The organism is Devosia albogilva (assembly GCF_042685625.1).
Classification (GTDB): domain Bacteria; phylum Pseudomonadota; class Alphaproteobacteria; order Rhizobiales; family Devosiaceae; genus Devosia; species Devosia albogilva.
The window spans coordinates 297,296-323,597 of the sequence record NZ_JBHUNP010000001.1 but is presented as its reverse complement, the minus strand read 5'-3'; the positions used below and the strand labels follow the sequence as shown (position 1 = coordinate 323,597).

Sequence of the window (26,302 nt, the reverse complement as noted above, 5' to 3'; positions counted from 1 at the left end):
AAGAGTGTTTTGTTGCCAATGCATGAGCACAAAACGTCTCGCATCGGCGAGCGTCCTATGTTCGCATGCAAGCGATGGAGGCCGGTTCAATGCTGAAGATTACAAGCTCCAAGGCAGTCCTGGTGCTCTGGCTCATGGCATTGGCCGGACCGGCGGCGGCGGAAGGCCCGTTGGGCGGCCTGGCAGAGAGGGCTACGGACAGCTCTGTTGATACTGACGTTTTTGCCCAGGAGGCCAACGCGGAGGTGCTTCGGCTGCTGCAACATGATCCAACTGAAGCGGACGTGGCGGCAATACCGAGACTGATCGACGCCTTCCATCGATCAGGGACCGACAGGCAGGATGATGTTCTGAAATTGCTCGCCCAGCTTCTACCGGGCAGCACGAAGTATCACTCGGCCATTCTCGACACAGCAGTGGAGGCACTACAATCGCCGTCACCTGGTGTGCGGGTGGCTGCTGTCGACGTTTTGGCGCGTAGCAAAAATGCCGCCGTGGTTTCGCAAATGGTGGACAGTCTCAGTGACCCGTATTGGGGTGTCAGATATCAGGCACTTTACGGGCTTTCCTTCTTTGTCGATCAGGGAGGGCACGAAGAGATTCTCGAGGCTGTCGCCCCTCTGGTCGAGGATAAAAACGAGCGGGTCCGCGTCATGGCCCGCACGCTGATGCGCGAAGCACTTGGAGCCGGGGACTAGAAGGCCCGGTGTCGGTGGTACATTCAGACTGGTGACTGGAACTGACCCGCGGCTGGGGTGGCTCCGGGCGTGTTGGTCGACGCGGGGCAGGGGATGATGTTGCAATCAGACTCAGAACTGGAGATGCCGTTCGGATGACAAGGAAGGCAGACGGAACGCTGGCGAGTGGGCTGGGGCGCGACGACATCGACGCCATGCTGGGCGCGGCGGAGCCGCGTCGGATAGAGGTACTGTCCGCCAGCCTCAATCTGGTGGGCGCTACCTTCTTTGTCTTGCTTGAATACCTGGAGGCGTTTCTTTTAACGCCACTGGCTGCGGCGCTGGGGGCTTGGGGGGTGTGGCGGCTGTCGCAACGGTTGTGGCGCGATCTTGCCATTGCCGTGCTGGCGCCGGCCATCGGCGAGCGCTGGGGGCAGGTCGAGTTCGCCAGCGGCTGGGGCGCGGTCGAGATCGAGAAGTGGCTCGGCGACCTGTTCAGCGACGAAGGCATGCGTGTCGCCGCCTGGCAGAGCCGCGGCCGCTATCGCGAAATCGACTATCGCCTGATCGAGTCCACGATCTGGCGGCGGCGCAAGTCCGGACGGCGGATCACCCATGTCATGCAGGTCGAGATCGCAGTTCCACGATCATTTTCCGGAAACGTGCAGTTGGTGCCGCGGTCAGGCTTTGCCGCGGAGGTGGACGACCTGCTGCGGCAGGTGACGGGCAGCCGGGAGCGAAGACAGGAGATAGATCCCGAGTTCGATGCGGTCTTCGAAACCATCGTCAGCGAAAATGCCTCCGCCGACATCTTGCTGACACCGAATTTTCGGCGCGCCATGCCGGCGCTGGCTGCACGCCATCCGAATACCTATCTAACCGCGGGCTTCGAACATGGATGGTTCAGCCTGCGCTTGCCTATCCCCCATCTCGTCTTCGCCTCGACCAGCCTCGTCAAGCCGCTCACCGACATGGCGGACGATGCAGATGCCCTTTGGTGGGACCTGACCGTGCCGCACCGGTTGATCGATGCACTCACGGGCACTCACGACGGCGCGCTGCGCTAAGGCATGGGAGTGAAGCACGAAGGTTGTGGGAGCCCAGGAGGCTTGTCTCAAGAAGGGGCCATTCAGCCGGAAGCGGACTGTCGGCAACCCACCCCGTGGTAGACCACAATCTACGTCTAACCAGTGCTTCGGTACCTTTGCGCGATTGCCTCGATCGTCACCCGGCTCAGTTGATCGGACAAGGCAGCCTCGGCCTTGTGTAGGGCGTGTCCGATCAGGTGGTTTACAGTTTGCTCTACGGGGCAGTTTGGATGGTCATTCGAGCAACTGATGGCGAAGACTTGGCTGGTGAGAGCACGATGAACGTCGAGCATGGTTACTGTCTCGGCGGGCTGTGCCAGACTCCATCCTCCGCTCCGGCCGCCTGCCGAGGAAACAAGGCCAGCGTCGCGCAGGAGGCCCATGGTGCGTCGCACCACAACCGGGTTGGTGTTCAGCATCCGGGCTATCACCTCCGATGTCTCGGAGCCGCCGAGCAGGTGCATGTGCACCAGAACGTGCATCATCCGGGCAAGTCTTGTGTCGCTCATGCCTTACCGTAACAGCGTCAGTTGCAGAATATTGACCTCGCTAGTTCTGTAACATATTCAGTTACGCATTGCAGCAGGAGATCTGGCTGACCATGACGAGTGTGAACGCAAACGGGCTAGAGATGAAGTTGGTCGAGGAGGGTAGCGGAATGGCCGTGCTGTTCCTCCACGTTTTCCCGAAACGTCGTATGCTTGGCGTCATCAAATCAAAGCGTTGGCGGAAGCAGGTTACCGGGCCATAGCACCCGACCTGAGGGGGTATGGAGGCACGGCCAGGCCGCAAGAGCAGGAGGCTTATTCGATCTACGACGGTGTTGGAGACGTGATCGGGCTGCTTGATGCCTTGGCCATCGAAGACGCGGTTCTTGTTGGAAATGACTGGGGCAGTACCCTGGCGTGGAGCGCTGCCCAGGCTAGACCTGACCGAATTCGAGGCGTGGCAGCAATAGGAGTGCCCTTTATGGACCCGGCGCCTTTGCCGCCGTCCAGCTTTTTTCCGCAGAATGAAGAGGCCTTGTTCTACACGCTCTACTTCCAGCAGCAGGGAGTGGCTGAGGCGGAGTTCGAGGCTGATATCGCGCTGACGCTTCGCAAGATATTGTTCGCTGCATCGTTCGATGCCGGCCCCCGTCTTCCCGGTGATGGAACACCGAACCCCTTTTCCATGGTCTCGCGACAGGACGGTCTTCTTGGCCCGCTACCGGATCCTGCAGTGCTTCCAAGCTGGCTCAGCGAGGCAGACCTGCAGAACTATGTTGCAGCGTTCACGGCAAGCGGCTTCATGGGGCCTCTCAACTACTATCGGAACCTTGATGCGAACTGGCGTCTTCAGAGAGCTTTCTCAGGTCGGCGGATCGAGGTGCCAGTCGTGTACATGATTGGCCAGCAGGACGTGGGCCTGAGCATTCCAGGAATGCGCGAGATTATCGCCGGCATGAGGGACAGCGTCCCAGGACTACGCCGCTCGGTGTTCATCGAGGAGTGCGGCCACTGGGCGCCCCAGGAGCAGCCTGAGCAGGTGAACGACATCCTTTTGGAATTCCTTGGAGAGCTGACGGACCTGCCTTGAGGTTGAGTCTTGGAGACCCTCTGTCAGCTTCCCCAGCGACGTCCGCTCTTGATGTCGCCTGTATCTATAGCCGACGTTCGGCTTCCCATCTGTGGACGCCCCGTAAGACGCAAGTGGTTTGTTGGGAGGTCTCGGCACGTTGTCGGATGCTGCCATCTGTCCGGCCTCTGATGCAGCACCAGAGGCTGCGGGCCCGTATGGGAGTTCGCGGACCGGATCCATATCACCCACAGCGTGCTCTTGGCACAGTGGAAAGCCCTGGTTGTCCGGCCCCGTCACCGACTGTTGCGCCATACCTTCCTTCGAACCGACTACGTCTCCGACGACCTCTGGTTCGCTATGGCTTACGCCGTAGCTGCAACCGGAGCTTTGTAATCCTCCTGCTTCATGAGCAGCGCCCAGATGATGCGCGCTGTCTTGTTGGCAAGCGCGACCGTCACCAGCATGCGTGGCTTCCGAGCCATCATCTGTTCAAGCCACGAACCTGCTGGGGCACCTCGTTTGCTCGCATGCAGCACGACTGCGCTACAGCCGATGATGATGAGACGCCTCAGCGTTCGTTCGCCCATCTTCGTGATCGACCCAAGCTTTTGCTTGCCTCCTGTCGAGAGCTGCCGTGGCGCCAGGCCGAGCCAGGCGGCAAAGTCTCGTCCTCTGGTGAATGTCTCGGCGGGCGGGGCAAGGGCAACAATCGCTGCCGCGATGATGGGGCCCACGCCTGGTATCGTCATGAGCCGCCTTCCAACGGCATCCTCGCGAGCGCGCCGCGCGATCTCCTTGTCCAGTTCGATGATCCTGGCGTTCAACGTTTCCAGCAGATCGAGCATCATCCGGAACATGGGCACGGCTGCCTGCGGAAGCGATGAGCCTATCTCGCCCTCGAGCAGGTCGCTCAACACCGCCACATGCGAAGGGCCTTTTGGTGCGACCCATCCATACTCGGCCAGATGCCCGCGGATTGCATTGATCAGCTGGGTTCGCTGCCGCACCAGCAGATCACGGGTTCGGAACACAAGCGCCGAGGCCTGCTGCACCTCACTCTTGATCCCCACAAAGCGCATGTTCGGTCGCTGCGCAGCCTCGCAGATTGCCTCCGCATCGACAGCATCGTTCTTGTGCCGCTTCACGAAGGGCTTCACGTAAGCCGGCGGAATCAGCTTCACCTCGTGACCCAATAGGGTCAGTTCGCGGGCCCAGTGGTGGGCACCGCCGCAGGCCTCCAGCGCCACCGTGCAGGGTGGCTGCCGGGAGAAGAACTCAAGCAACTTGCTGCGGCTGATCTTCCGGCTGAACAGCGCTCGGCCGGTCGCATCTGCCCCATGCGCGTGGAAAACGCTTTTCGCAATATCCAGACCGATTGTGGTAACTTCCGACACGGGCGCCTCCTCATGTGGTGTGTTTCGACACCTCCACTTTGGCACATCGATGCCGCCGGGGGCGTCCACCCCATCACCCCTACCCTGCCGGCCACCGACCCAGTGCATTTGGCCGCGCTAAGCGAAGGCGAGCATCGCTGCGCATGCGCTCGCCCCAACCAAGAAGGGAAGGAAGCGACCGTCGCTACTGGCGGGCAGTTCCTGACGTAGAATGTTGAGGATCATGCCGCCGGCCAGTAGTGCGAAGGCGCTGCCGATGATCAACGGTGGCATTGTGGTGGCGTTCCCCACCGCCCAACCGGCGAGAACGCTCGTCGCCATGACCCACCTCCCGATGCGATCGTAGAGCTGTTCGTGTTGCCCTCGGAAAGCGGCGTCGAGCGCCAGGATGTGTATCCCCAATACAAGGATATACAGGATCTCCTGTAGATCCCCCGGGTCTCCGCGGTGCTGGAGAAAGTACCCGATCAGGGCGAAATACAGCGAGTATCCGGCCGTGTGGACGACGAACGCAGTCCGCCCGCCTGCACGTCGGCTGCTGGAGAGGAAGGATTCAATTCCGTAGTAGATGCACGTTCCGCCCAGAAGGACGACGTAGAGAATCCCTCCAGAGCTCCCCTCCGCGTCCTCGTCAATCTGCTCACGGTAGTGGCCAATCTCGGGCAAGAGATGGATGAACAAGTAGGCCGTCGCCACACCCCCCGCCAAGCTGAGCCAGGTTTGCCGCTGAAATCGCGACACGATGCCCAGCCGACCGGCTCCAATGCAGACCGATGCAAGAGTGATAGCGCCTAGCGCTGCTAGCCAATTCATTGCGGACGAATGCGTCTGCAGGAACATGAGTTCATTGGTGCCCGATCAGGAACATCGGGCCCGGCCAACTATTCCCCTGCCAGCTTCTGGCCCGGCGCAAACGGAAGAGCTCCGAGGCAACCGCGCTTTTCGCGCTTCGGCAATGTTGCCGGCTGCCTGCAGCAATCTCAACAACTCCCCAAGCGCACCGGGCATCAGCTCGGCACGCCAGCGCGCCATTCTTCTGGGATAAAGATCGCACCATTCGGGGTGCCGGCGACCTGTTGGCTCCACCGCCAGCTTCCTAGTCGGTCAACCATTCAGTACGCGGGACACCATTCAACCCCGAAGCCGTTTGGTCTTTGGCACACCCCGGGCGGGATACGAATTGGAGGATCGAATGAACTGGACGAACATGTTCTTTCAGGACTGGACAGGGCTGGTCCGGACCGGCGTCGTCGGCGTGCTCGCCTACGCTACCCTGGTGCTCTTTCTACGCATTTCAGGCAAGCGAACACTGGCAAAGCTCAATGCGTTCGATCTGGTGGTCACCGTCGCCCTGGGTTCAACTCTGTCCGCCATTTTGCTGCAGGAATCCATCGCACTTGCCGAGGGTGCGCTCGCGCTAGGATTGCTGATCCTTATGCAGCTCCTGGTGACATTCACGTCCGTGCGCTGGCGAGGCTTCGCTCAGGCGGTCCGATCGGAGCCCACGCTCCTTGCCCATGACGGTGAGTACTGCCATGCCGCTCTCCAGCGCGAACGAGTGACACAGGATGAAGCGCTCAGCGCCATCCGATCTGCCGGCGGCGAGCACGTCGGTAGTGTCCGGTACCTGGTTCTGGAAAGCGATGGCACCATCAGCGCCGCCCTGCGCTCCAAGGGTGACCAATGACACAGCTTTCGTTCCAACTGACGCCGGGCCGTCCATTCACTTGCATAGCAAGCGGCCAAACCCTTCCCGCTCCCGAGAAGACGCTCCCACACCTGCTGGAACATCTGCAGCAGCGGCAACGTTTCGACGCCAGCGGCCCTTGTGAGCTGCGTTTTCGGGTCGGCTAGCGATCGGACGAGCTGGTGGAAGGTCTTGCACGGCGACTGGGGTTACGCACTGACCCCATCATCTTTTTCGTTTCGGCGGGATGCACACTGCTCTTCGTGCTTCTGCTTGTCTTGTTTCCCGGGCCCATTGGGCAGGCTTTCGCCGCAGGTCGCGCGTGGATCGTCACCAATCTGGGCTGGTTCTTCATCCTGGGCGTAAATGTCTGGCTCGGCTTCCTGGTGTGGGCAGCCCTGAGCCAGCACGGACATATCAGGCTTGGGCCACGGGACAGCACCCCTGAATATTCCAACCTATCCTGGTTCACCATGCTGTTTGCCGGCGGTGTCGGCACGGTGCTGATGTTCTGGGGCGTGGCCGAGCCTATCAGCCATTTTTCCAACCCGCCCCTGCCTGGCGTCGCACCCTATTCGGAGCAGGCGGCGCGGGACGCCGTCTCCATCGCCCTTTATCACCTCGCGCTGCACACATGGGCCATCTTCACCCTGCCAGGCCTGGCCTTCGCCTATTTCATTCACCGTTATGATCTTCCCGTGCGGGTGAGCTCGGTGTTCTATCCGCTGCTCAAGGAAGGCATTCACGGGCCGATCGGCAAGGCAATCGACATCATCTCCATACTGGGCACCCTGTTCGGGGTCGCAGTTTCGCTGGGGCTCGGCTCCGCGCAGATTGCCGCGGGGCTCTCCGCGCTGTTCGGCGTGAGCGATGATGTGGTGCTCAAGGTCGGCATCCTCACCGTACTGACCGGGGTGGCCGTCGTCTCGATCGTGGCCGGTCTCGACAAGGGCGTGAAGTTCCTGTCCAACCTCAATATCGGGTTGGCAGTCTCCCTGCTGGTGTTCGTGGTCATGGCTGGCTCGACGCTGTTCCTGTTCCGCGGGATCGTCGAAACCATCGGGCTTTACCTCTCCAACCTGCCGCGCCTTGCCTTCTGGAACGACATGTTGGCCAACATCAATCCGACCAACGAACCCTGGGGCTGGCAGGGAAACTGGACCGTCTTCTACTGGGCTTGGACAGTCACCTGGTCGCCTTTCGTGGGCCTTTTCGTTGCGCGGATATCCAAAGGCCGGACGATCCGCGAATTTGTGGCCGGCGTCCTGCTGGCGCCCTCCCTGTTTACCCTGCTCTGGTTCGCCATTTTCGGCTGGCAGGCGATGCTGTTCGATGGCATCGGCTTGGCCCTACGCGAACAATTGGGCCCGCAGGCGGGGGAAATCAGCCGCGCCGTGGCCGAATCCGTTCCCTTGGCGATGTTCGCCTTTTTCGAACACTTCCCGTTCGCGCCCTTTATTCAGGGCGTGGCTGTCGTGGTGGTGGCGCTGTTCTTTGCTACCTCGTCCGACTCCGCTTCGCTGGTTGTCGACATGCTTTCAACCGGCACTGCGGAGCCCGGACCCGTGCGGCAACGCGTCTTCTGGGGTGTGAGCGAGGGGCTGGTGGCCGCGATGCTGATCATCCTGGCAGGCGATCTGGGCCTAACCGCCCTGCAGCAGGTGATCACCGTGGTAGGGCTACCCGTGTTCTGCCTCGTGTTCATGATGATCCCCTCGATGGTCATGGGATTCCGGATCGAGAACATCGACAATGTGACCGTGGGCAGGCGCCCACGCCTGGATGAGTTTCAGTGATATCGCACCGGTACGTGTGCCGACAGAGCAACTGCATTGGTCTATTCGTCGACGCAGGGCTGAGAAACGTCAAGCGTGTGCCGTGCTGGCCGTCCGAAGGGAGATCGTCCGCTCCTGAGCGGATTTCGCCCAAAAACGGATTGCCAAGGCCAGTTCGGTCCTTGCCATCTTGTCTTAACCCGATCTTAGACCTCGCTGCTGAGGCTGCCCTCTAGTTGCTGCTTCCGGGAGATGTTTGCATGGGCCTTTCACGTGGCATGGGGCGCTATTGGAAATCGGCCATCGTTGCTGCAGTCGTCGCCATCCCGACACCTACAGTTGCCGAAGACACGCTGCTGTCAGAAGTGGTCGACTTTACCGGGCAAGTCCTGGCGCTGGAGACGGGAGTGCCAGGCTTGATAATCGGCGCTACTCGAGGCGGCGAAACTGCGGTCTTCGGCTTCGGGGAAACTTCCGACGGCTCGGGAAGCCCCCCTGACGGCAACACCCTCATGCGAGTTGGGTCGATCACCAAGGTGTTCACAGGGGCTGTGCTTGCCTCATTGGTGGCAGACGGCACAGTGAGCCTGACGGACACTGTCGGGCAATACCTCCATGAGGACGCCCAGTTCCCCGCCATGGGCGAAAGGCCGATCCGTTTGATCGATCTGGCAACCCACACTTCCGGTCTACCGCGAGAAGTGGACCGCCCAGAGGGTACGGACGGCAACCCGTTCTCCACACTCACAGAGGAAGCCTACTACGCGGCGCTTGCCAGCGAGCCGCAGCTTTTCCCCGCCGGAGCAGGCGGACTGTACTCGAATTTTGGTTTTGACATGCTGGCGTTGGCGCTCGAACGAGCCGCGGGGAAACCCTACGAGCAAGTTCTTGCGGAGCGAATATTGGAGCCGCTTGGCCTGTCGGACACGATGCTGCGCGTGTCCGAAAGCGAGCACGATCGACTGATGCGAGGCCACGGCTTCCAGGGTGAGGAACTTCCGGACGTCCCCACACCGGCAGTGATGGCGGGTGCAAGTGGGCTCTATTCAACCGCCGACGACATCCTGAAATGGCTGCAGTGGCATCTTGATAGCAGTTCGGACCACTACGCGGAGACGCTCATGATCGATCATGCCGCTTACGTATGGCGCGATGGGCTAGAGGTGGTCTACGGCCTTGACGAGTCTGGCGAGATGGATGCCATGGCGCTTGGCTGGGTGGTGATGGCCCCTGAAGGGAACCGGCCATTGATCCTGCAAAAGGCTGGAGGTTTGCAGGGCATGTTCCTGTATCATGCTTTCGCACCAACCCGGGACGTGGGTGTCTTTGTCGCCATCAACGAGTTCGATTTCGGTGCCTCGGCAACCATCGCCGAGTTTGCCAACGATCTGATCACCCAGCTGGCCCCGCGATAGCGCGCACAGCGGTTCTCGGACGCTTCGAAGTCCGCTAGTGCAGGCTCTGCCTCCCGATCTTGTCCTGGCTGCAGCTGGAAAGCAGCCTGGTCGAGCAGGTCGGCCACGGTAAGCTCCCCCTCGACGTTTGCCGGCTGATTCAGACGGCCCGCACGGATGGCGATCTTCGCGTCCGTTATCCACGATCCAACCGGCAGCCCCAAGGCATCGAGGCGGGTCTTGATGACGCTGACCCTCACTCGCTCGGTCAAGGCAAAGGCAAGGCTTGGAATTCCGTGGTCCAGCACTGCGCCGTCCACAGTGAACTGCACCAGGTGACTCACGACTCTGCACCTGTTGGCGAACCGCTCAACCGTTATCGATCTGCATCATGGTCTTCAGCGGCTCGCGGGTGAGGTTTTCCTCGATGCGCTCGTGGTTGGGCGTCTCCGGCAGCGCTTTGCGGAAGTTCCTTGCGAACTCCGGCGGCATCTTCGGCGGCAGCATCGGTTCATAGGCGTCCACCAGGGCTTCGATGACCACCGGACCCTCCGTGGCAAAGGCGGCATCCAGCACCGGATCGATCTCTTCCGGCCTGGAAATGGAAAAACCAGCGGCGCCCATGGCCTGCGCCGCCATGGCGAAATCGATCGGCTGCAGCTCGCAGCCGAACTGGGGATTGCCCAGGAACATCATCTGTTCCCAAGCGATCTGGTTCAGCATGTTGTTCTTGAGTACCAGCACCTTGAGCGGCAGCCGATAGCGCACGGCGGTCGAGAATTCCCCGAGTTGCATGGCAAAGCCACCATCGCCGACGACGGAGACGAGTTGTCGGCCCGGGAAGGCGAACCCTGCGGCAATGGCGTAAGGCAGGCCGGTGGCCATGGAGGCCAGCGCACCCGAGACGCCGAAGCTGGCACCATCGGCGAGATCGATGTGGCGCGCTGCCATCTCCGTGTTCTGGCCGGAATCGGTGGTCAACACTGCATCGCGTGCCATGCGCAGCCCGAAGGCACGGGTGATGCGCTGCGGCTTCAGCGGCACGGCGTCACTCGCTTCCGACTGGCGCATCATCTCCCGCCAGCGCCGCATCCCCTCCTGAGCCTCGGTGAGGAAGCTGCGGTCCGGGTTGCGCCGGAGCCGCTCGTTAAGGAGACGCAGGGTTTCGCGGGCATCGCCGACGAGTCCGGCTTCCACCGGATATCTCAGGCCGATGCGCTGGGCATCAATGTCGATCTGGACGGCACGGGCCTGGCCCGGCTCGGGATAGTATTCGATATAGGGGAAGGTCGAACCAACGATGAGCAGGGCGTCGCATCGTTCCATCGCCTCCTGCGCTGGCAGTGTGCCCAGCAAGCCGATCCCTCCGACAGTCAGCGGATGATCGTCGGCGACAACCGCCTTGCCGAGTAGTGCCTTGACGATCGGCGCGCCCAGCAGGTTCGCAATGCCCTGGAGTTCATCGGTGGCGCCGAGCGCGCCGCGGCCGGCAAGGATGGCCACCCGCTTGGCATTGCTCAGGATCTCGACTGCCCGCTCGACCTCCGCGAGCGAAGCGATGCGCCGGCCCTGGAACCAGTGGTTTGGCTCATGCCGGGGTTTGTTCCGCTTCGAACGCATCTCGTCGCGAAGCGGCTGCTCCTGGATATCGCTGGCAATGGTGAGATGCGCCACACCGCGTCTGGCCAGCGCCGACCGGCAGGCGAGGCTCGCCATGTTCTCCATGTGCTCAGGACCGGTGACCTGCGCATTGAATTGGGCGACGTCCTCGAAGGCACGCTCGAGGTTCACGTCCTGCTGGGTGAAGGTCTCGATCAGGTCGTGGTACTGCATGCCGGTGATGGCCAGCACCGGCGCCTGATCAAGCTTGGCGTCGTACAGGCCGGTCAGCAGATGCGTGCCGCCCGGACCGGAGGTCGCAAGGCAGACGCCGAGCTTGCCCGTCCACTTGGCGTAGGCGGAGGCCATGAAGGCGGCGGATTCCTCGTGCCGGACCTGCACGAAGCGGACGCGATCCTGCCGCTGCCGCAGTGCCTCCATGATGCCATTGATACCGTCGCCGGGCAACCCGAAGATCACCTCGACGTCCCAGGCGATCAGCGTGTCGATCAGGATGTCGGAGGCGCTGGGCATGGTCAGCAGCTCTTGTTTCCGGGCTCGTGGTAGCGCGTGTCGAAGCTGTCGTTACCGCAATTCGGGCATTTGGGAATGGGTTTGCCGGCGCTCACATGCACCTGGTGATGGCACCGCTCGCAGCGGAAGTCTCCCGTTCCCTCCGCTTTCTCGCCAGACTTCGCCGCCACGCTCGCCTCCTGCTTTTGCGCAGAAAGCGAAACCCCGGTGGCGAAGAGGCGGTTCACGGGCTCGGGTGGGATTAACCTGGATGCCATCGCACGGAAAGCCCGGGCAGAGCGGGATGTGCGTGCTGGAACGGCTGGACTTGCGAGGACGTCAGCTTATGCGAGCGTCTGCCCGAAAGCAGACCGTCCGCATTCCACCCATTGCTGCCGCGTCTGCCAATCCGCTCACACACCCGTCTGCGCAGCGAAACCTTCGTCCACGTCGCTTAGCGTCTTCATCAGGAGGCCCTGGAAGATGGGTTCGCGTTCGTCGTGGTGGGCGACGATTTCGGGGAGGCCGTTGACCTGGCAGACCAGGGCGCTGCCGAGGGCGGCCATGATCTCGCTGCGCATCAGGGTGAAGGCGCGGGCGCCGGGGCCGAGGATCAGGACGTGGCTGGGGTCGAACACCGCCATCATGCGGCTGAGGCCGTAGCCGATCGCGCGGCCGGCGAGGTGGAAAGCGTGGGTGGCGGCGCGGTCGCCGCGTTCGGCGCGCACCACGAGCCCCGCAAATTGCTCCGGTGGCACCGAGGCAGCGGGCAGGGCGGTTTCGGGCACCGAATAGGCGGCGCGCAGCACGCCGTAATCGGCGGCATAGGCCTCGATGCAGCCGCGCTGGCCGCAGCGGCAGAGGGCGCCGTTGGGGATGTGGTTCATGTGCCCGAACTCGGTGGCGCCTTCGTCGCCGCGGCCGAGAATCTGCCCGCGGGCGGTGATGCCCATGGCAACCGTCGAGCCGACGAAGACGGTGGCGACGCTGGCGTCGCGCAGCTTGGGGTCGAGCCAGCGGGCGCCTTCGGCGAGGAGCCGGCCGCGCTTGTAGAGGCTGATCGGTAACCCCAGGGATTCGGACAGCTCGCGGGCGAAGGGTTTGCCGGCGAGGTGCGCGATGGGCGACCATTTCAGCCCATGTGCGTCGCGATCGAGGATGCCCTGGACGGAAATGGCGACGTGCCGCAGGCGCGCCATCTGCGCGGGGTTGCGCAGGTGCAACTGCTGCAGGCGCTCGCCAAGGGCGGTGGTGACCTCGGTCTCCTGAAACGTCGTTGGCGTCACCGGCGCCTCGAGCCGGTCCACCAGCACGCCGCCATAGTCCACCAGCGACACACGGATGCGGTTGACGTCGATCTCGATCAGCACCGCCGAGGCGGCGCGGCGGTCGAAGCCGACCTGGGTGGCGGGGCGGCCGCGGCCTCGCGCCTCGGCCTTGTCGTCGGGCAGCTCCAGGATCAGCTTCTGGGCGATAAGGTCGCTGGAGATGGCGCTGATGCTGGCGTGGCTGAGCCCGGTGGCGCCGGCCAGGGCCGTGCGCGAAAGGGAGCCGTGCTGCCGCAAGGCAGCAAGCACCAGTGCCCGGTTCTGACGCCGGACGCTATCGCTATCGCTGACGGTACGCGACAAACAGCCCCTCCTCCCCCGGCGGCAAGAGACACCATCCGGAGCGGCTCGTGCAACGGATTTCCTTCGAGCCGCAAATTGACGTTGACTCGTTCGCAGGGACTATGCCAGACCTTTTTTCGAGCAGCGAAATTAATGCTCAGGGCGCCGGTGGAGCGTGCGCCCGGCTGGGTCATGCCACCGGCAAACAGGCGGCAGGTCTTCTGCCGCCCATGGGAGGACAGATATGAAGAAGTTCGCATTGGCCTTGCTGGCCACGACGGCGCTTGCCGCCAGCACGGGTGCCGTGTTCGCGCAGGACGGCGTCACCATCGGCGTGAGCTGGAACAACTTCCAGGAAGAGCGCTGGAAGACCGACGAAGCCGCCATCCGGGCCGTTCTGGAAGAAGCCGGCGCCACCTACATCTCCGCCGACGCGCAGTCGTCCGCGTCCAAGCAACTCACCGACATCGAGTCGCTGATCAGCCAGGGCGCCGATGCGCTCATCATTCTGGCGCAGGACAGCGACGCGATCGGGCCGGCCGTGGCCGCGGCTGTGGCCGAGGGCATTCCGGTGGTCGGCTATGACCGGCTGATCGAGAACCCTGACGCGTTCTACCTCACCTTCGACAACAAGGAAGTGGGCCGCATGCAGGCTCGCGGCGTGTTCGAAGTGCAGCCGGAAGGCAACTACGTCTTCATCAAGGGCAACTCGGCCGACCCGAACGCCGACTTCCTGTTCGAAGGCCAGATGGAAGTGCTGCAGGAAGCCATCGACTCCGGCGCCATCGTCAATGTCGGTGAAGCCTATACCGACAACTGGAACCCGGAAGTCGCCCAGGCGAACATGGAGCAGTTCCTGACCGCCAACAACAACGAGGTCGACGCTGTCGTCGCCTCGAATGACGGCACGGCCGGTGGCGCGATTGCCGCGCTTTCGGCCCAGGGTCTTGCCGGCTCGGTGCCGGTCTCCGGCCAGGACGGCGACCATGCCGCGCTCAACCGCATCGCCCTCGGCACCCAGACCGTGTCGGTGTGGAAGGATGCCCGTGAACTCGGCAAGCGCGCGGCCGAGATCGCGCTCGAACTCGCCGAAGGCACCGCCCTCGACGCGGTGGAAGGCGCCACCACCTTCTCCGACGGCCCGAACGGGGTCGAGATGAACGCGGTGCTGCTGGCTCCCGTGCCGATCACCCAGGACAATCTCGACGTCGTCATCGACGCCGGCTGGGTCAGCAAGGACGTGGTCTGCCAGGGCGTGGCGGCCGGTTCGGTTGCCGCGTGTGACTGAGCGCATTCGGACGTAAACTGAACGGTGCCGCGGCGACATTCGCTGCGGCACTGTTGTCAACGGAGCCTGCCCGGCGCGGGCCCGTCGGGGGAGGGACGAACTTGGCCGATCAGCACGCCGCGACGACCATCACACATGCGGGGCAGACGCAGAACCCGCTGCAGCGCTTTCTGGGCGCAACGGAGCTCGACACGCGCCTGCTCGGCATGGTGGGTGCGCTCATCATCATCTGGGTCGGGTTCAACATCTTCTCGGGTGGCCTGTTCCTGACGCCGCGCAATCTGTGGAACCTGTCGGTGCAGACCGCTTCGGTGGCGGTGATGGTCACCGGCATGGTGCTGGTGATCGTCACCCGCAACATCGACCTGTCCGTCGGCTCAATCCTCGGCCTTGTCGCCATGATGATGGGCGTGATGCAGACCGACATCCTGCCGGTGCAGCTCGGCCTGGGGCTCGGGCATCCGCTGATCTGGGTGCTTTCGCTGGCCGCCGGCCTCGCCATCGGCGTCGGCATCGGGGCGCTGCAGGGCACCATCATCGCCTATCTGCGCGTACCCGCCTTCATCGTCACTTTGGGCGGCTACCTCGTCTGGCGCGGCGCCGCCTGGTGGGTTACCGCCGGCCGCACCGTGGCGCCGCTCGACCCCACCTTCCAGTTGATGGGCGGTGGTCCCTCAGGCGCGATCGGGGCGCTGTGGAGCTGGGTGGTGGCGGTGATCGCCTGCGCCGCCATCGTGATCGGGCTGTGGTGGGGCCGCCGGCAACGCCGCCGCTTCAACTTCCCGCTGCGCCCGCTCTGGGCCGAAGCCGCGCTTGCCGTGATCGGCTGCGGGATCACCATTGCCGCGGTCAGCGTCGCCAACTCCTATCCCTGGCCGTCGCGCATTGCCGCCAACTATGCCGAGGCGCGCGGTATTCCGGTGCCGGAGAGCGGCCTCTTCATCGCCCACGGCGTCGCCATTCCGGTGCTGATCGCGCTCGGGGTCGGCGTGGTGATGACCTTCATTGCCACGCGCACCCGCTTCGGCCGCTACGTCTTCGCCATGGGCGGCAACCCCGAGGCGGCGGAGCTGGCGGGCATCAACACCCGCTGGGTGACGGTCAAGATCTTCATGCTGATGGGCGGGCTCTGCGCCATCGCCGCCGCCATCTCCTCGGCCCGCCTCAATGCCGCGACCAACGCGCTGGGCACGCTCGACGAGCTCTATGTCATCGCTGCCGCGGTGATCGGCGGCACCTCGCTTGCCGGTGGCGTCGGCTCCATCGCCGGGGCGCTGCTGGGCGCGCTGGTCATGCAATCGCTTCAGTCCGGCATGGTGCTGATGGGCATAGACAGCCCGCTGCAATCCATCGTCGTCGGCATCGTTCTCGTCTTTGCGGTGTGGCTCGACACGCTCTACCGCCGCAACAAGCAGTAGGAAGTCCTCGTCATGCTGGACACCAAGACTCCCCTGGTCGAGATGACGGATATCTCGATCTCCTTCGGCGGTATCCGCGCCGTCGACCATGCCTCGATCGACCTCTATCCCGGCGAGGTGGTGGGGCTGCTCGGCCACAATGGCGCCGGCAAGTCGACGCTGATCAAGATCCTGTCCGGCGCCTACAAGCGCGATGCTGGCAGCATCCGCATCAATGGCGAGGACGCCACCATCAACAATCCGCGCGATGCCAAGGCCTATGGCATCGAAACCATCTACCAGCAGCTCGCGGTGGCCGATAACGTCGATGCGGCCGCCAATCTGTTTCTCGGCCGCGAGCTGATCACGCCGCTCGGCACGCTGGACGATGCGGCGATGGAGTCCAAGGCGCGCGAGGTGATGGGGCGGCTCAACCCCAATTTCCGCCGCTTCAAGGAGCCGGTGAAGGCTCTATCGGGCGGACAGCGGCAGTCGGTGGCGATTGCCCGGGCCATCCTGTTCAATGCGCGCATCCTGATCATGGACGAGCCCACCGCGGCCCTTGGTCCGCAGGAGACGGCGCAGGTGGGCGAGCTGATCAAGCAGCTCAAATCCGAGGGCATCGGTATCTTCCTGATCAGCCACGACATCCACGACGTGTTCGATCTTGCCGACCGGGTGGTGGTGATGAAGAACGGGCAGGTGGTGGGCAGCGCCCGGACCAGCGAGGTCACCAAGGACGAAGTGCTGGGCATGATCATTCTCGGCAAGGTGCCGCCGGGCGCGGTTCCAGGCCCCGGAGCCATTGCGGCTTAACCTGCGTTATCCCCTTGCCGGTGCAGGTGCCGGCGGCAAGCGGGAGTATGATGTGGCCAAAGCGGCGAGCAGGCCTCAACCGGGAGGCTTTGGCAGTTCTGCGATCGACCGGCTGATGCCGCGGCATGCGCCGTTCTGGGCCGGGCTGGCGCTGGGCGCGGTGACACTTCTCGTCTCGGTGCTGACGGTGCCGGAATACGCCATTGCTCTTGGTCCGATCGGCCTGTTCGTCGGCATTCTCCTCGTCAGCTATCTCAAGCTGCCACGCCTCACCGCCGACTATTTGCGCGAGCACGCCCGCGACGAGGATACGCCCGCGGCCGGCATCTTCTTCGTGGTGCTGGTGGTGGTGGTCACGTCCATGGTGTCGCTGTTCATGGCCCTCAGCAATCCAGAGGGGCCGGACCCGATCATGGTGACCGTGTCCGTGACATCGGTGCTGCTCGGCTGGTTCACGGTGCAGGCGCTCGGCGCCTTCCACTATGCCTATGAATACTACCAGGCGCCCGACGCAGGCGGGGAAGACCAGGATGTCGAGGGGGGCCTGGAATTCCAGGGCGACGAGGACCCCGACGGCACCGCCTTCATGTATTTTTCCTACACGATCGGCACGTCGGTCGCGACCTCGGACACCAAGCTGACCTCCAACGCCATGCGGCGGCGGGTGACGGTGCACCTGGTGTTCTCGCATCTGTTCAACACCATCATCCTGGCGGCGGCGGTCAATGTGATCCTGAGCCTCGGGGGAGGGGGCGGGGGATGAGCGTGGCCTGGTGAAGCCGCAGTGCGCTGCTGGGCCGTAGCCCCCACCAGCCTCCCCCGCTAGCGGGGGAGGGGGTGGATCGAGTTTGGGGCGGCGTTTCGGCAGTCACCGACTGGTTCCTCCCCCGCTTGCGGGGGAGGTTAGGTGGGGGGCGGAGTTACGGTCCTGCATAGTGCCTGCCTTGCAGCCGACACCCCCACCCTTGGTCCCTCCCCACAAGGGGGAGGGAGACGATGAGCAACTGCATTGGCGCTTGGTGCGCCAACCCATCTGCCGCTTGACGCTCCCGTTTCAAAATGGAATGTTTGTTTCGCGCCGACTGCGAGACGGTTCATTTGTTCCGAGCTGGCGGGGCGCCAAGGGAGGACATCGATGAACAACATGCTGCGGGGCCTGTCGGCCCTGGCCGTTGCCGCGACGCTTGCCGGTGCGGCCACCGTTCCAGCCCAGGCCGAGGGCGAGCGCTTCGTGCTCGTGTCGCACGCCCCGGACTCCGATAGCTGGTGGAACACCATCAAGAACGCCATTGCGCTCGCCGGCGAGCAGATGGGCGTGACGGTCGAGTACCGCAATCCGCCGACCGGTGACCTCGCCGACATGGCCCGCATCATCGAGCAGGCTGCCGCCTCGAGCCCAGACGGCATCATTTCCACCATCGCCGATTTCGACGTGCTGTCCGGCCCGCTCGGCGACGCGGTGGATCGCGGCATTTCGGTGATCACCATCAACTCCGGCACGGTGGAGCAGTCCAAGGAGATCGGCGCGCTGCTCCACGTCGGCCAGCCCGAATACGACGCCGGTTTCGGCGCCGGCGAACGCGCCAAGGGCGAGGGGGTGACCAGCTTCCTCTGCGTCAACCACTACATCACCAATCCGGCTTCGGTTGAGCGCTGCCAGGGCTTTGCCGACGCGCTCGGCGTTGAGCTGGGCAACCAGATGATCGACGCGGGGCAGGACCCCGCCGAAATCCAGTCCAAGGTCGCGGCGTACCTGCAGACGAACCCGGATACCAACGGCATTTTGACCCTGGGTCCGACTTCCGCGCACCCCACCATCGCCGCGCTCAACGACAATGGCATGGCCGGCACCGTCTATTTCGGCACCTTCGACCTGTCGCCGGAGATCGCCGAAGCGATCAAGGCCGACACCATTGCCTTTGCCATCGACCAGCAGCCGTACCTGCAGGGTTACCTGCCGGTGGTGATCCTCACCAACCTCGCCCGCTATGGCGTGGTGCCGGGCAACTCGATCAACTCGGGCCCGGGGTTCGTGACCAAGGACAATATCGCTTTGGTCGAGGAGTATGCGGGGCAGTACCGCTGAGGCGAGGGTACGCGCTCTCAATACCCACCGGGTGTCATCCCCGCGAAAGCGGGGACCCATCCTGAGATGCTGCACAACCCTCTGGCGGCCGTTCAGACATCTCGAGATGGGCCCCGGCTCAAGGCCGGGGTGACGTCGGGGGTGTGGTGAGGTCGGCGACGTGCCGATCAACCTGGAGGTTTCATGACCGACCAAACCGCCATGCCACCTGCGGACGAGCGCGTTGCGCGGCAGTCGCGCTTTCGGCAGGCTTTCGTGCGGCCGGAGCTGGGGGCTATGGCCGGCACGGTGCTGGTGTTCATCTATTTCGCCGTGGTGGCGGGCAGCACGGGCATGTTCGCGCCGGACGGCATCATGAACTGGGGCGTGGTGTCGGCGCAGTTCGCGATCATCGCGGTGGGCGCGTGCCTGCTCATGATTGCCGGCGAGTTCGACCTGTCCGTGGGCTCGATGATCGGCTTTGCCGGCATCGTCATCGCCATCCTTAGCGTCCATCTCGGCTGGCCGATGTGGGCCGCGATCATTGCCGCCTTTGTGGTGGCCATGATGGTCGGCGCGGCGAACGGCTACCTGGTGATCAAGACCGGGCTGCCGTCGTTCATCGTCACGCTGGCCTCGCTCTATATCCTGCGTGGCCTCACCATTTACCTCTCCATCTCCACCACCCGCCAGACCATTGTCGGCGGGGTGAAGGAAGCCGCCGTTGGGGACTGGCTGGCGCCGATCTTCGGCGGCAAGGTGTTCGGGTTCATCTTCACCTGGCTGGCCGATCTTGGGCTGATCGCCACCTTCAAGGCCGGCAATCGCGCTGGCCAGCCGGTGGTCGACGGCATTCCCATGCTGATGATCTGGGCCCTTGCCCTCATCGTCTTCGGGCATGTGCTGCTGACCCGCACCCGCTTCGGCAACTGGATCTATGCCTCCGGCGGTGATGCGCGCGCGGCGCGCTATGTCGGCGTGCCGGTCGACCGGGTGAAGATCGCCATGTTCGTGTTCTCGGCCTTCTGCGCCACGGTGTTCGCCACCTGCCAGGTGATGGAGTTCGGCTCGGCGGCGGCCGACCGCGGCCTGCTCAAGGAGTTCGAGGCCATCATCGCGGTGGTGATCGGCGGCGCCTTGCTGACCGGTGGCTACGGCTCGGTGATCGGGGCGGCGCTGGGGGCGCTGATCTTCGGCGTGGTGCAGCAGGGCCTGTTCTTTGCCGGGGTGGAAAGCTCGCTGTTCCGGGTGTTCCTGGGCGTCATCCTGCTGCTGGCGGTGATCCTCAACACCTATATCCGCCGCCTGATCACGGGGGAGCGCTGAGATGGCCGACACACCCCTGATCGAACTCATCGACATCAAGAAGCAGTTCGGCCCGGTGATCGCCCTCAACGGCGTTTCCGTGTCGGTGGTGGCCGGTGAGTGCCATTGCCTCCTCGGCGACAATGGTGCCGGCAAGTCGACCTTCATCAAGACCATGTCGGGGGTGCACAAGCCGACCTCCGGCGAGATCCGCATGGGCGGCCAGCCGGTGAGCTTCCACACCCCGCGCGACGCCATGGAGGCGGGGGTGGCGACGGTGTACCAGGATCTCGCGATGATCCCGCTGATGTCGGTGACGCGTAATTTCTGGATGGGCCGCGAGCCGCGCAAGGGCTGGGGGCCGTTCCGCTTCCTCGATATGGAGCAGGCCAACCGCCTCACCATGGAGGAGATGCGCCGCATGGGCATTGCCCTGCGCGAGCCGGAGCAGGCGGTGGGCACGCTTTCGGGCGGCGAGCGGCAGACCGTCGCTATTGCCCGGGCCGTCTATTTCGGCGCCAAGGTGCTGATCCTCGACGAGCCGACTTCGGCGCTCGGCGTGCGGCAGACGGCCAACGTCCTCGCCACCATCGACCGTGTCCGCAAGGCCGGGATCGGCGTCGTCTTCATCACCCACAATGTGCGCCATGCGCTGGCGGTGGGCGACCGCTTCACCGTGCTCAATCGCGGGCGCACGCTGGGGACTGCGCGGCGCGGCGAATTGAACGCCGAGCAGTTGCAGGACATGATGGCCGGCGGGGCCGAAATGGCCGAACTCAGCGCTTCCCTCGGGGGGACGGTCTAGCCGCCCCCATCTATCCTCTGGAGTTTGAAATGACTGTTCGTTTCGGCCTGCTCGGCGCGGGTCGCATTGGCAAGGTGCACGCCAAGGCGATCACCGGCAATCCGGATGCCCGGCTCGTGGCGGTGTCGGATGCGATGGCGGATGCCGCTTCGAGCCTTGCCGGCCAGTATGGCGCCGAGGTGCGTGGCACCGAGGCCATCATCGGCGCGAGCGACATCGATGCGGTGGTGATCTGCACGCCCACCGACACCCATGCCGACCTGATCGAGGCGGCGGCGCGCGCGGGCAAGGCGATCTTCTGCGAGAAGCCGATCGACCTCGATGTCGAGCGGGTGAAGGCCTGCCTGAAGGTGGTCGACGCCGAAGGCGCAACCCTGATGGTCGGGTTCAACCGCCGGTTCGATCCGCATTTCGAGGCGGTGAAGGCGGTGGTCGACCGCGGTGAGATCGGCGCGGTGGAGATGGTCACCATCGTGTCGCGCGATCCCGGTGCGCCGCCGCCGGACTATGTCCGCCGCTCCGGCGGCATCTTCCGCGACATGACCATCCACGATTTCGACATCGCCCGCTGGCTGCTGGGCGAGGAGATCGAGACGGTTTCCGCGCAGGCCTCGGTGCTGGTCGACCCGGCCATCGGTGAGGCTGGCGACTACGACAGCGCCTCGGTGATGCTCGCCACTGCCTCGGGCAAGCACGCCACCATCTCCAACTCGCGCCGCGCCACCTATGGCTATGACCAGCGCATCGAGGTGCATGGCTCCAAGGGCGCCGTTTCCGCTGAGAACCAGCGGCCGGTCTCGATCGAGGTCGCCAATGCGGCCGGCTACACACGGCCGCCGCTGCACGACTTCTTCATGACCCGCTACACCGAAGCCTATGCGCGCGAGATCAGCCGCTTCATCGACTGCGTGAACAGCAAGTCAGCGGCGACGCCCAGTGGTCTCGACGGGCTGATCGCGCTGGCGCTGGCCGAGGCTGCGGTGCGCTCGGTGAAGGAGGGCAGGGCGGTGAAGGTGAGCGAAGTCACCGGGCCGCTGGGGGATCGGGGTGTGTTCCAGGGGCGGTAGTGCTGGTGGATGAATGGACCACCGGGACAAGCCCGGTGGTGACGGTGGGGAGATATTTTGCCCCGATCCGTCGTCATTGCCGGGCTCGTCGCGGCAACCCAGGTCCGAAGCAACCCGATGTCATCCCCGCGTAGGCGGGGATCCACTCTTCCACTGACTTCAGAAAGAATGGATTCCCGCCTGCGCGGGAATGACGTGGTGGTGGTGGTAAGGTTGGTGGCCGCGACCTCCTGGTTCGACGAGCTCACCATGAGGTCTACGGTGCGCTGAGTTTTCGTAGACCTCATCCTGAGCCTGTCGAAGGACGAGGTCGCGGGCAGCCGGCCTCAAACCCCGCTCAAAATCCACTCATGCTCGGGGGCGTTGTGGAACTTCCACACGCGCCTGGGGCCGGCCATGACGTTGAGGTAGTAGGACTCGTAGCCGGCCGTGGTCGCGACAGGGTGGTAGCCGCGGGGGACTAGCACTACGTCGCCGTCCTCTACCGCGATGGCTTCGTCGAGGGAGCGGTCGTCGGTGTAGACGCGCTGGAAGGCGAAGCCCTGTGGCGGGTTCAGGCGGTGGTAGTAGGTTTCCTCGAGCAGGCTTTCGTTGGGCAGGTCGTCCTGGTCGTGCTTGTGCGGGGGATAGGAGGAGGTGTTGCCCTGCGGGGTGATCACCTCGACGACCAGCAGCGAGTGCGCTGCGTCGTCATCCTCGGGCATGATGTTGTAGACGTGGCGGACATTGTTGCCCTTGCCGCGGGTGACCCGCGGATGGGTGCCGGGCGGGATCACCCTGGCCGGATAGCTGCCGCCGCCGGGAGCGGTACATTCGGCAAGTTCGAGATCGGTGGTCGCCTCCACCTGCCAGCGTGACCCGGCGGGGACATAGAGCGCCCACGGCGCGCCCTCGAAGGGGCTCATGCGTTCGCCGAGTTCGCCGAACCCCTTGCCGTCGACGCTGAAGCGAGCCTTGCCGCTGACGAGGACGAGGCAGAGTTCACGCTCGCCGGTATCGCCGCCCGCCGTGGCGCCCGCCGCAAGCCGGCTCAGGCCGAAGCCGACATAGGTCCAGCCGGCATCGACAGGGGTGACGTCATGGATCCTGCCGGTCTTGGCTGTCGGCCGGCGGAGGAGGGGGGACTTGCTCATTGGCCTGTTCCTCGTTGGGGAAGGCATAGAAGAAGTTGTAGAGCGAATAGGCGAGCGCCGCGCCGACCAGCAGGGCCCAGAACTGATCCTGGTTCCACAGCAGTTCCCAGGCCAGCCAGACCGCCAGGAAGGCCGTCACGGCGACTCGGCGCCAGAGTGGCCTGAACCAGTTTGCGTCCTGCTGCTTGAGAGCCATGCCCACTATCCTTGCGCTGTTTCGGCGCTCTTAGCACATCGGATCAGTCCTTGGGAAAGCCGGTGGTTTCCACTGTGTAGCCCGCAGCGGTCATGACCCGCATCAGTTCGCGGTGGCCGATCTCGGCCATGCGTTGCGGCGGGGCCTTTTTCGGGTCCTGCTCGGCCTCGACCACGAACCAGCCTTCATAACCATGGTCGGCAAGACGCTGGACGATGGCGCCGAAATCGAGCGAGCCATCGCCGGGCACGGTGAAGGCGCCGAGTGCCACCGCATCGAGGAAGGACTGCTGGCTGCGGTCGAGGCTGTCGACCACGTCGCGGCGGATATCCTTGACGTGCACGTGGTTGATGCGCCGGTGGTGGTTGTCGATGGCGCGCAGCACGTCGCCGCCCGCAAAAGCCAGGTGCCCGGCATCGAGCAGGAGCGGGATGCCTTCGCCGGAATGGCGCATGAAGGCGTCGAGCTCGGGCTCGGTCTCGACCACGGCGGCCATGTGGTGGTGATAGGCCAGCGGCACCCCCTGTTCGGCACACCATTCGCCGAACTCGGTCATGCGGCGGGCATAGGCGCGCATCTCATCGTCGTCGAGGCGTGGCTTGGTGGCGAGCGGCTTGCTGCGGTCGCCCTGGATCGAGCGGCCGACTTCGCCATAGACGATGCAGGGCGCGTTGACGGCCTTGAACAGCTCGATCATCGGCAGGATGCGGTCCTTGTTGGCCGCAATCTCCTCGTCGACGACCGTGCCGGAGAACCAGCCGCCGCACAGCGTGACGTCGGCCGCCCGCAGGATCGGCAGCATTACGGCCGGATCGTCGGGGAAGCGCCGGCCCTTCTCCATGCCGGTGAACCCGGCCGAGCGCGACTGGCGCAGGCATTCCTCGAGCGAAACGTCGTCGCTGAGGTCCGGCAGGTCGTCATTCCACCATGCAATCGGCGACATGCCGAGTTTGGCTTCCAGGGGCATTCCCATCCTCTCGTAGACCCGGTCCTGAGCTTGTCGAAGGACGAGGTCGCGGCCGCTGCGTTACCGACCTCCTGGTTCGACAGGCTCACCATGAGGTCTATGAAGGTGTGGTGGACCTCGGCGCTAGAGCCGCTGCCGCTTCACCGCCTCGACGTACTCCGCCCGCGCTTCGCGCACCTGCGCGCGGTCGCTGACCTCGGGGACGGCCACATCCCACCAGTGGCCACCGGCTTCGGTGGTGATCAGCGGGTCGGTGTCGATGACGATGACGGTGGTCCGGTCGGCGCCGCGGGTTTCGGCGAGGGCGCTTTCGAGTTCGGCGATGGAGCCGACCTTGCGCGCGTCGGCCCCCATCGAGGCGGCGTGGGCGGCGAAGTCGATATGCGGCAGAGTCACATGCGTGGTGTCCTTCAACAGATTGTTGAAGTTGGCGCCGCCGGTCGCCATCTGCAGCCGGTTGATGCAGCCATAGCCGCCATTGTCGAGCACGACCACGGTGAGCGGGGTGCCGAGCATGATCGAGCTGACCAGCTCGGAATTCAGCATCATGTAGCTGCCATCGCCGACCATCACCACGACATCATCCTCCGGCCGCGCCAGCTTGACGCCGAGGCCGCCGGCGATCTCGTAGCCCATCGTCGAGAAGCCGTATTCGAGGTGGTAGCTGCCGGGCCCGCGCGCCTGCCACAGCTTGTGCAACTCGCCCGGCAGGCCGCCGGCCGCGCAGACCAGCGTGGCGTTCTGGCGCGCCCGCTGCACCGCCCCGATCACCTGCGCGTCGGAGGGCAGGGCATTGGTCGCGGCCGTGGCGCGATCGGCATCGGCCAGCCAGTCGGCCTTGCCGGTCTCCGCCTGCTCCGTCCAGTCGCGGCTGACACGCCAGCCCTGGAGGGCGGAGGCGAGGGCGTCGAGGCCGACCCGGGCGTCGCCCACCAGCGGCAGGGCGTCGTGCTTCATGGCGTCGAAAGGCTGCACGTTGAGCCCGACGATCTTCACGCCGGCGTCCTTGAACAGGGCCCAGGAGCCGGTGGTGAAATCCTGCAGGCGCGTGCCAACGGCGATCACCAGATCGGCCTGTTCGGCTAGGGTGTTGGCAGCGGACGAACCGGTAACCCCGACGGCACCCATGTTGAGCGGATGGTCGTGGGGCAGGGCGCTCTTGCCGGCCTGCGTTTCCATCACCGGAATGCCGTGCGCCTCGGTGAACTCGGCAAGGCTGTCCGAGGCTTCGGAGTAGAGCACGCCGCCGCCGGCGATCAGCACCGGCCGTTCGGCCTGGCGGATTGCGGCTGCGGCGGTGGCGAACTCGTCGGCATCGGGCATCATCCGGCGCGGCGTCCACACACGCTCGGCAAAGAAGCTCTCGGGATAGTCCCAGGCCTCGGCCTGCACGTCCTGACAGAGCGACAGCGTCACCGGCCCGCATTCCGCGGGGTCGGTCAGCACCTGCATGGCACGGCGCAGGGCCGGCACGATCTGCTCGGGGCGGGTGATGCGGTCGAAATAGCGGCTGACGGGGCGGAAGGCGTCGTTGGCCGAAACCGTGCCGTCGCCCCAGTCCTCGACCTGCTGCAGCACCGGATCGGGCAGGCGGTTGGCGAAGACATCGCCGGGCAGGAACAGCACCGGCAGCCGGTTCACATGCGCCAGGCCGGCTGCCGTGACCATGTTGAGCGCACCGGGCCCGATGGAGGTGGTGCAGGCCATGAAGCGGCGGCGGAAGCTGGCCTTGGCATAGGCGATGGCGGCGTGGGCCATGCCCTGTTCGTTCTGGCCGCGATAGGTCGGCAGCTTGTCGCGCACCGAATAGAGCGCCTCGCCCACCCCGGCGACGTTGCCGTGCCCGAAGATGGCGAAGACACCGCCGAAGATCGGCACCGTTTCGCCTTCGATCACCGTGTGCTGGGCGGCGAGAAAGCGGGCCACGGCCTGGGCCATGGTCAAGCGCACGGTGTTCTGGCTCATG

24 protein-coding genes are annotated in these 26,302 nt (G+C 64.4%); 14 read left to right on the top strand and 10 right to left on the bottom strand.

Annotation, left to right across the window (positions count from 1 at the left end; translation table 11 throughout):
- The first annotated feature begins 89 nt into the window (after positions 1-89).
- Complete coding sequence (locus ACFSX5_RS01700) at positions 90-698, top strand: HEAT repeat domain-containing protein (protein ID WP_386831176.1); 609 nt, start codon at positions 90-92, stop codon at positions 696-698.
- A gap of 194 nt (positions 699-892) precedes the next feature.
- Positions 893-1,744 (top strand): hypothetical protein, encoded by an 852-nt coding sequence (locus ACFSX5_RS01695; RefSeq protein ID WP_386831174.1) that lies wholly within the window; start codon positions 893-895, stop codon positions 1,742-1,744.
- Between the two features lie 116 nt (positions 1,745-1,860).
- Here the strand turns inward: ACFSX5_RS01695 and ACFSX5_RS01690 are convergent, their stop codons facing one another.
- On the bottom strand, positions 1,861-2,274 hold the full coding sequence (locus ACFSX5_RS01690; protein WP_386831172.1) for an RrF2 family transcriptional regulator: 414 nt from the start codon (positions 2,272-2,274) through the stop codon (positions 1,861-1,863).
- Positions 2,275-2,488: 214 nt separating this feature from the next.
- Here ACFSX5_RS01690 and ACFSX5_RS01685 point away from each other — a divergent pair, with 214 nt between their 5' ends.
- Positions 2,489-3,343 (top strand): alpha/beta fold hydrolase, encoded by an 855-nt coding sequence (locus ACFSX5_RS01685; protein WP_386831170.1) that lies wholly within the window; start codon positions 2,489-2,491, stop codon positions 3,341-3,343.
- A 344-nt stretch (positions 3,344-3,687) separates the two neighbouring features.
- On the opposite strand, the gene ACFSX5_RS01680 is transcribed toward ACFSX5_RS01685, so the two are convergent.
- Together ACFSX5_RS01680 and ACFSX5_RS01675 are read right to left on the bottom strand one after the other, a co-directional pair.
- Positions 3,688-4,719: an IS110 family transposase gene (locus ACFSX5_RS01680; protein ID WP_386831168.1), complete on the bottom strand. Its 1,032-nt coding sequence runs from the start codon at positions 4,717-4,719 to the stop codon at positions 3,688-3,690.
- Between the two features lie 117 nt (positions 4,720-4,836).
- On the bottom strand, positions 4,837-5,400 hold the full coding sequence (locus tag ACFSX5_RS01675) for a hypothetical protein (protein ID WP_386831166.1): 564 nt from the start codon (positions 5,398-5,400) through the stop codon (positions 4,837-4,839).
- A 511-nt stretch (positions 5,401-5,911) separates the two neighbouring features.
- Here ACFSX5_RS01675 and ACFSX5_RS01670 point away from each other — a divergent pair.
- From ACFSX5_RS01670 to ampH, 3 genes are all read left to right on the top strand, one after another.
- Positions 5,912-6,406: a DUF421 domain-containing protein gene (locus tag ACFSX5_RS01670; protein ID WP_386831164.1), complete on the top strand. Its 495-nt coding sequence runs from the start codon at positions 5,912-5,914 to the stop codon at positions 6,404-6,406.
- A gap of 182 nt (positions 6,407-6,588) precedes the next feature.
- The gene (locus tag ACFSX5_RS01665) at positions 6,589-8,202 is read left to right on the top strand and encodes a BCCT family transporter (protein ID WP_386831162.1); all 1,614 of its coding nucleotides are present in this window, start codon (positions 6,589-6,591) and stop codon (positions 8,200-8,202) included.
- A gap of 239 nt (positions 8,203-8,441) precedes the next feature.
- Positions 8,442-9,596: a D-alanyl-D-alanine-carboxypeptidase/endopeptidase AmpH gene (gene ampH / locus ACFSX5_RS01660; RefSeq protein ID WP_386831160.1), complete on the top strand. Its 1,155-nt coding sequence runs from the start codon at positions 8,442-8,444 to the stop codon at positions 9,594-9,596.
- 348 nt (positions 9,597-9,944) lie between these two features.
- On the opposite strand, the gene ACFSX5_RS01655 is transcribed toward ampH, so the two are convergent.
- The 3 genes from ACFSX5_RS01655 to ACFSX5_RS01645 form a co-directional block, all read right to left on the bottom strand.
- Positions 9,945-11,708 (bottom strand): thiamine pyrophosphate-dependent enzyme, encoded by a 1,764-nt coding sequence (locus tag ACFSX5_RS01655; protein WP_386831158.1) that lies wholly within the window; start codon positions 11,706-11,708, stop codon positions 9,945-9,947.
- 2 nt (positions 11,709-11,710) lie between these two features.
- Positions 11,711-11,935, bottom strand: coding sequence for a zinc ribbon-containing protein (locus ACFSX5_RS01650; protein WP_386831156.1), 225 nt, complete (start codon positions 11,933-11,935; stop codon positions 11,711-11,713).
- A 165-nt stretch (positions 11,936-12,100) separates the two neighbouring features.
- Positions 12,101-13,318: an ROK family protein gene (locus ACFSX5_RS01645; RefSeq protein ID WP_386831154.1), complete on the bottom strand. Its 1,218-nt coding sequence runs from the start codon at positions 13,316-13,318 to the stop codon at positions 12,101-12,103.
- 223 nt (positions 13,319-13,541) lie between these two features.
- On the opposite strand from ACFSX5_RS01645, the gene xylF reads away from it, so the two are divergent.
- From xylF to iolG, 8 genes are all read left to right on the top strand, one after another.
- On the top strand, positions 13,542-14,585 hold the full coding sequence (gene xylF, locus ACFSX5_RS01640; RefSeq protein WP_386831152.1) for a D-xylose ABC transporter substrate-binding protein: 1,044 nt from the start codon (positions 13,542-13,544) through the stop codon (positions 14,583-14,585).
- A 128-nt stretch (positions 14,586-14,713) separates the two neighbouring features.
- Entirely contained in the window at positions 14,714-16,003 is a 1,290-nt protein-coding gene (locus ACFSX5_RS01635; RefSeq protein WP_386835553.1) for a sugar ABC transporter permease, read from the top strand.
- A gap of 12 nt (positions 16,004-16,015) precedes the next feature.
- Positions 16,016-16,798: an ATP-binding cassette domain-containing protein gene (locus tag ACFSX5_RS01630; RefSeq protein ID WP_386831150.1), complete on the top strand. Its 783-nt coding sequence runs from the start codon at positions 16,016-16,018 to the stop codon at positions 16,796-16,798.
- A gap of 115 nt (positions 16,799-16,913) precedes the next feature.
- On the top strand, positions 16,914-17,561 hold the full coding sequence (locus tag ACFSX5_RS01625; protein WP_386831148.1) for a DUF1345 domain-containing protein: 648 nt from the start codon (positions 16,914-16,916) through the stop codon (positions 17,559-17,561).
- Positions 17,562-17,942: 381 nt separating this feature from the next.
- Complete coding sequence (locus ACFSX5_RS01620; protein ID WP_386835551.1) at positions 17,943-18,884, top strand: sugar ABC transporter substrate-binding protein; 942 nt, start codon at positions 17,943-17,945, stop codon at positions 18,882-18,884.
- A gap of 183 nt (positions 18,885-19,067) precedes the next feature.
- Positions 19,068-20,189: an ABC transporter permease gene (locus tag ACFSX5_RS01615; RefSeq protein WP_386831146.1), complete on the top strand. Its 1,122-nt coding sequence runs from the start codon at positions 19,068-19,070 to the stop codon at positions 20,187-20,189.
- A gap of 1 nt (position 20,190) precedes the next feature.
- On the top strand, positions 20,191-20,973 hold the full coding sequence (locus ACFSX5_RS01610; RefSeq protein WP_386831144.1) for an ATP-binding cassette domain-containing protein: 783 nt from the start codon (positions 20,191-20,193) through the stop codon (positions 20,971-20,973).
- A gap of 29 nt (positions 20,974-21,002) precedes the next feature.
- A complete protein-coding gene (gene iolG / locus ACFSX5_RS01605; RefSeq protein ID WP_386831142.1) occupies positions 21,003-22,040 on the top strand; it encodes an inositol 2-dehydrogenase in 1,038 nt (345 codons plus the stop codon).
- A gap of 326 nt (positions 22,041-22,366) precedes the next feature.
- Here iolG and iolB read toward each other — a convergent pair whose 3' ends face one another.
- The 4 genes from iolB to iolD form a co-directional block, all read right to left on the bottom strand.
- A complete protein-coding gene (iolB, locus tag ACFSX5_RS01600) occupies positions 22,367-23,173 on the bottom strand; it encodes a 5-deoxy-glucuronate isomerase (RefSeq protein WP_386831140.1) in 807 nt (268 codons plus the stop codon).
- On the bottom strand, positions 23,118-23,369 hold the full coding sequence (locus ACFSX5_RS01595) for a hypothetical protein (protein WP_386831138.1): 252 nt from the start codon (positions 23,367-23,369) through the stop codon (positions 23,118-23,120). Before ACFSX5_RS01595 ends, iolB begins: the two co-directional genes overlap by 56 nt.
- A gap of 43 nt (positions 23,370-23,412) precedes the next feature.
- Complete coding sequence (gene iolE, locus ACFSX5_RS01590; protein WP_386835549.1) at positions 23,413-24,330, bottom strand: myo-inosose-2 dehydratase; 918 nt, start codon at positions 24,328-24,330, stop codon at positions 23,413-23,415.
- A 129-nt stretch (positions 24,331-24,459) separates the two neighbouring features.
- Positions 24,460-26,301 carry a 3D-(3,5/4)-trihydroxycyclohexane-1,2-dione acylhydrolase (decyclizing) gene (gene iolD, locus ACFSX5_RS01585; RefSeq protein WP_386831136.1) on the bottom strand — a complete coding sequence of 614 codons (1,842 nt, stop codon included), beginning with the start codon at positions 26,299-26,301 and terminating at the stop codon, positions 24,460-24,462.
- Between the last annotated feature and the right edge of the window lies 1 nt (position 26,302).

Excerpts from the sequence above, each read along its gene's own strand:
- ACFSX5_RS01700 (WP_386831176.1), top strand. The coding sequence starts at position 90 with ATGCTGAAGATTACAAGCTCCAAGGCAGTCCTGGTGCTCTGGCTCATG.
- ACFSX5_RS01695 (WP_386831174.1), top strand. The coding sequence starts at position 893 with ATGCTGGGCGCGGCGGAGCCGCGTCGGATAGAGGTACTGTCCGCCAGC.
- ACFSX5_RS01690 (WP_386831172.1), bottom strand. The coding sequence starts at position 2,274 with ATGAGCGACACAAGACTTGCCCGGATGATGCACGTTCTGGTGCACATG.
- ACFSX5_RS01670 (WP_386831164.1), top strand. The coding sequence starts at position 5,912 with ATGAACTGGACGAACATGTTCTTTCAGGACTGGACAGGGCTGGTCCGG.
- ampH (WP_386831160.1), top strand. The coding sequence starts at position 8,442 with ATGGGCCTTTCACGTGGCATGGGGCGCTATTGGAAATCGGCCATCGTT.
- ACFSX5_RS01655 (WP_386831158.1), bottom strand. The coding sequence starts at position 11,708 with ATGCCCAGCGCCTCCGACATCCTGATCGACACGCTGATCGCCTGGGAC.
- xylF (WP_386831152.1), top strand. The coding sequence starts at position 13,542 with ATGAAGAAGTTCGCATTGGCCTTGCTGGCCACGACGGCGCTTGCCGCC.
- ACFSX5_RS01630 (WP_386831150.1), top strand. The coding sequence starts at position 16,016 with ATGCTGGACACCAAGACTCCCCTGGTCGAGATGACGGATATCTCGATC.
- ACFSX5_RS01625 (WP_386831148.1), top strand. The coding sequence starts at position 16,914 with ATGCCGCGGCATGCGCCGTTCTGGGCCGGGCTGGCGCTGGGCGCGGTG.
- ACFSX5_RS01620 (WP_386835551.1), top strand. The coding sequence starts at position 17,943 with ATGCTGCGGGGCCTGTCGGCCCTGGCCGTTGCCGCGACGCTTGCCGGT.
- ACFSX5_RS01615 (WP_386831146.1), top strand. The coding sequence starts at position 19,068 with ATGACCGACCAAACCGCCATGCCACCTGCGGACGAGCGCGTTGCGCGG.
- ACFSX5_RS01610 (WP_386831144.1), top strand. The coding sequence starts at position 20,191 with ATGGCCGACACACCCCTGATCGAACTCATCGACATCAAGAAGCAGTTC.
- iolG (WP_386831142.1), top strand. The coding sequence starts at position 21,003 with ATGACTGTTCGTTTCGGCCTGCTCGGCGCGGGTCGCATTGGCAAGGTG.
- iolB (WP_386831140.1), bottom strand. The coding sequence starts at position 23,173 with ATGAGCAAGTCCCCCCTCCTCCGCCGGCCGACAGCCAAGACCGGCAGG.
- ACFSX5_RS01595 (WP_386831138.1), bottom strand. The coding sequence starts at position 23,369 with ATGGCTCTCAAGCAGCAGGACGCAAACTGGTTCAGGCCACTCTGGCGC.
- iolD (WP_386831136.1), bottom strand. The coding sequence starts at position 26,301 with ATGAGCCAGAACACCGTGCGCTTGACCATGGCCCAGGCCGTGGCCCGC.